Genomic DNA, 2,423 nt, shown 5'->3' on the forward strand with positions numbered 1-2,423 from the left:
TGCCGCCCTCCTCGACGCGCTGCTGACGCCGGGCGAGGGGACGGAAGCAGGGACGGAAGCAGGGGCGGAGGCAGGGGCGGAGGCAGCGCACGGCGTGCCGGAGTTCGTCGTCTTCTCCTCCGTGTCCGGAGTGTGGGGCGGCGCCCGCCAGGGTGCGTACGCGGCCGGCATCGGCTATCTCGACGCGCTGGCCGAGCGCCGCCGGGCCCACGGGCTGCCTGCCGTCTCGGTGGCCTGGACGCCCTGGTCCGGCGGTGTGACCGCCGAGGGCTCCGACGCCGAGGCGATGCGCCGCTACGGCATCGCCCCGCTGGAGCCGCAGGCGGCACTCGCCGAGCTCGAGCGGGCGCTCGCGCGCGGTGCGGGTTCGGTGGCGGTCGCGGATGTCGACTGGGAGCAGTTCCTCTCGTCGTTCACCTCCGTACGCCCCACCGCCCTCTTCGACGAGCTGCCCGAAGCCCGCCGGATGCGGGCTGCAGGGACGACGGCTGCGGGCGGTCCGGGCGTCGCGGACGCCGCGCCCGGCAGCGGTACGGAGCTGGCCCGCGCGCTGCGCGCCCTGCCCGTCGCCGAGCGGGACAAGACCCTGATGGACCTGGTCGCCTCGCATGTGGCCGTCGTCCTCGGCGAGGGCTCGGCCACGGCCGTGGACCCGGACCGGGCGTTCAAGGACGTCGGCTTCACCTCCATGACCGCCGTCGAGCTGCGCAACCGTCTCAAGGAGGCCACCGGCCTCACCCTCCCCGCCTCCCTCGTCTTCGACCACCCCAACCCGCGCGCCCTGGCCGGCCATCTGCGCACCGAGCTGCTTGGCGAGGACCCGGACGCCGCCGAGACCGCCGCCCCCGCCGCCGGGTTCCACTCCGACGAGCCGATCGCCATCATCGGGATGGCCTGCCGCTTCCCCGGCGGCGTCACCACCCCCGAGGAGCTGTGGGACCTGCTGTCCTCGGGCCGCGACGCCATCACGGATCTGCCGGACAACCGCGGCTGGGACCTGTCGGAGCTGTACGACCCGGACCCGGACGCGGTCGGCCGCTCGTACGTCCGAGGGGGCGGGTTCCTGCACGACGCGGGCGACTTCGACGCCGCCTTCTTCGGGATCTCGCCCCGCGAGGCACTGGCGACGGACCCGCAGCAGCGGCTCGTCCTGGAACTCGCCTGGGAATCCTTCGAACGGGCCGGTCTCCGGCCGACGGACCAGCGCGGCACCCGCACCGGCGTGTTCATGGGCACCAACGGTCAGCACTACATGCCGCTGCTGCAGAGCGGCGCGGAGAGCTTCGACGGCTATCTCGGCACCGGCAACTCCGCCAGCGTCATGTCCGGCCGTATCTCCTACGTCCTGGGCCTGGAGGGCCCGGCGGTGACGGTCGACACGGCCTGCTCCTCCTCCCTCGTCGCCCTCCACCTGGCCGCGCAGGCGCTGCGCCGGGGCGAGTGCGACCTGGCGTTCGCGGGCGGCGCCACGGTGATGTCGTCGCCGGACCCGCTCGTGGAGTTCTCGGGACAGCGCGCGGTGTCGCCGGACGGCCGCTGCAAGGCGTTCGCCGACTCGGCGGACGGCTTCGGACCTGCGGAGGGCGCGGGCCTGCTGCTGGTCGAGCGGCTGTCGGACGCGATCCGCAACGGCCGCCGCATCCTGGCCGTGGTGCGCGGTTCCGCCGTCAACCAGGACGGCGCCAGCAACGGCCTCACCGCCCCGAACGGGCCCTCACAGCAGCGCGTCATCCGCGAGGCGCTGCGGAACGCCGGCCTGGGAACGGGCGACGTCGACGCCGTCGAGGCCCACGGCACGGGCACCCGGCTCGGTGACCCCATCGAGGCCCAGGCCCTCATGGCGACATACGGCAAGGGGCGGGCGGCCGAACAACCGCTGTGGCTCGGCTCGTTGAAGTCCAACATCGGACACACCCAGGCCGCCGCAGGCGTCGGCGGCATCATCAAGATGGTGCTGGCCATGCAGCACGGCGAGTTGCCCCGCACCCTGCACGCCGAGCAGCCCTCCACCGAGATCGACTGGTCGGTGGGCGCAGTCGCCCTGCTCAACGAGCCGGTGACCTGGCCTCGGCTCGACCGACCCCGCCGCTCCGCCGTCTCCTCGTTCGGGCTGAGCGGGACGAATGCGCATGTGGTGCTGGAGCAGGCGCCGACCGTTGCAGCCGACCCGGCCGACGGCACGCGGGAGCTGCCCTCGGTGCCGGTCGTACTGTCCGGACGCGACAGCGGCGCACTGCGTGAGCAGGCCCAGCGGCTGATCGACGGGGTGGATGCGGCGCGGGTGCTGGATCTGGGGTACTCCACGGCCGTCACGCGCTCGGTCTTCGAGCACCGGGCCGTCGTCCTGGCCCAGGACAGTGCCACGCTACGGGCAGGACTGGAGGCCGTCGCCTCGGGCGCGCCGTCGAGCGATGTCGTGACGG

1 protein-coding gene is annotated in these 2,423 nt (G+C 73.9%); it reads left to right on the forward strand.

Features of this window, described 5'->3' with window-relative positions; genetic code table 11:
* A partial coding sequence (locus K6I33_RS34285; RefSeq protein ID WP_229358710.1) for a beta-ketoacyl synthase N-terminal-like domain-containing protein occupies positions 1–2,423 on the forward strand: 2,423 nt, incomplete at both ends.

Origin of the sequence: Streptomyces sp. UNOB3_S3 (genome assembly GCF_020740895.1) — a bacterium.
Taxonomy (GTDB): Bacteria; Actinomycetota; Actinomycetes; order Streptomycetales; family Streptomycetaceae; genus Streptomyces.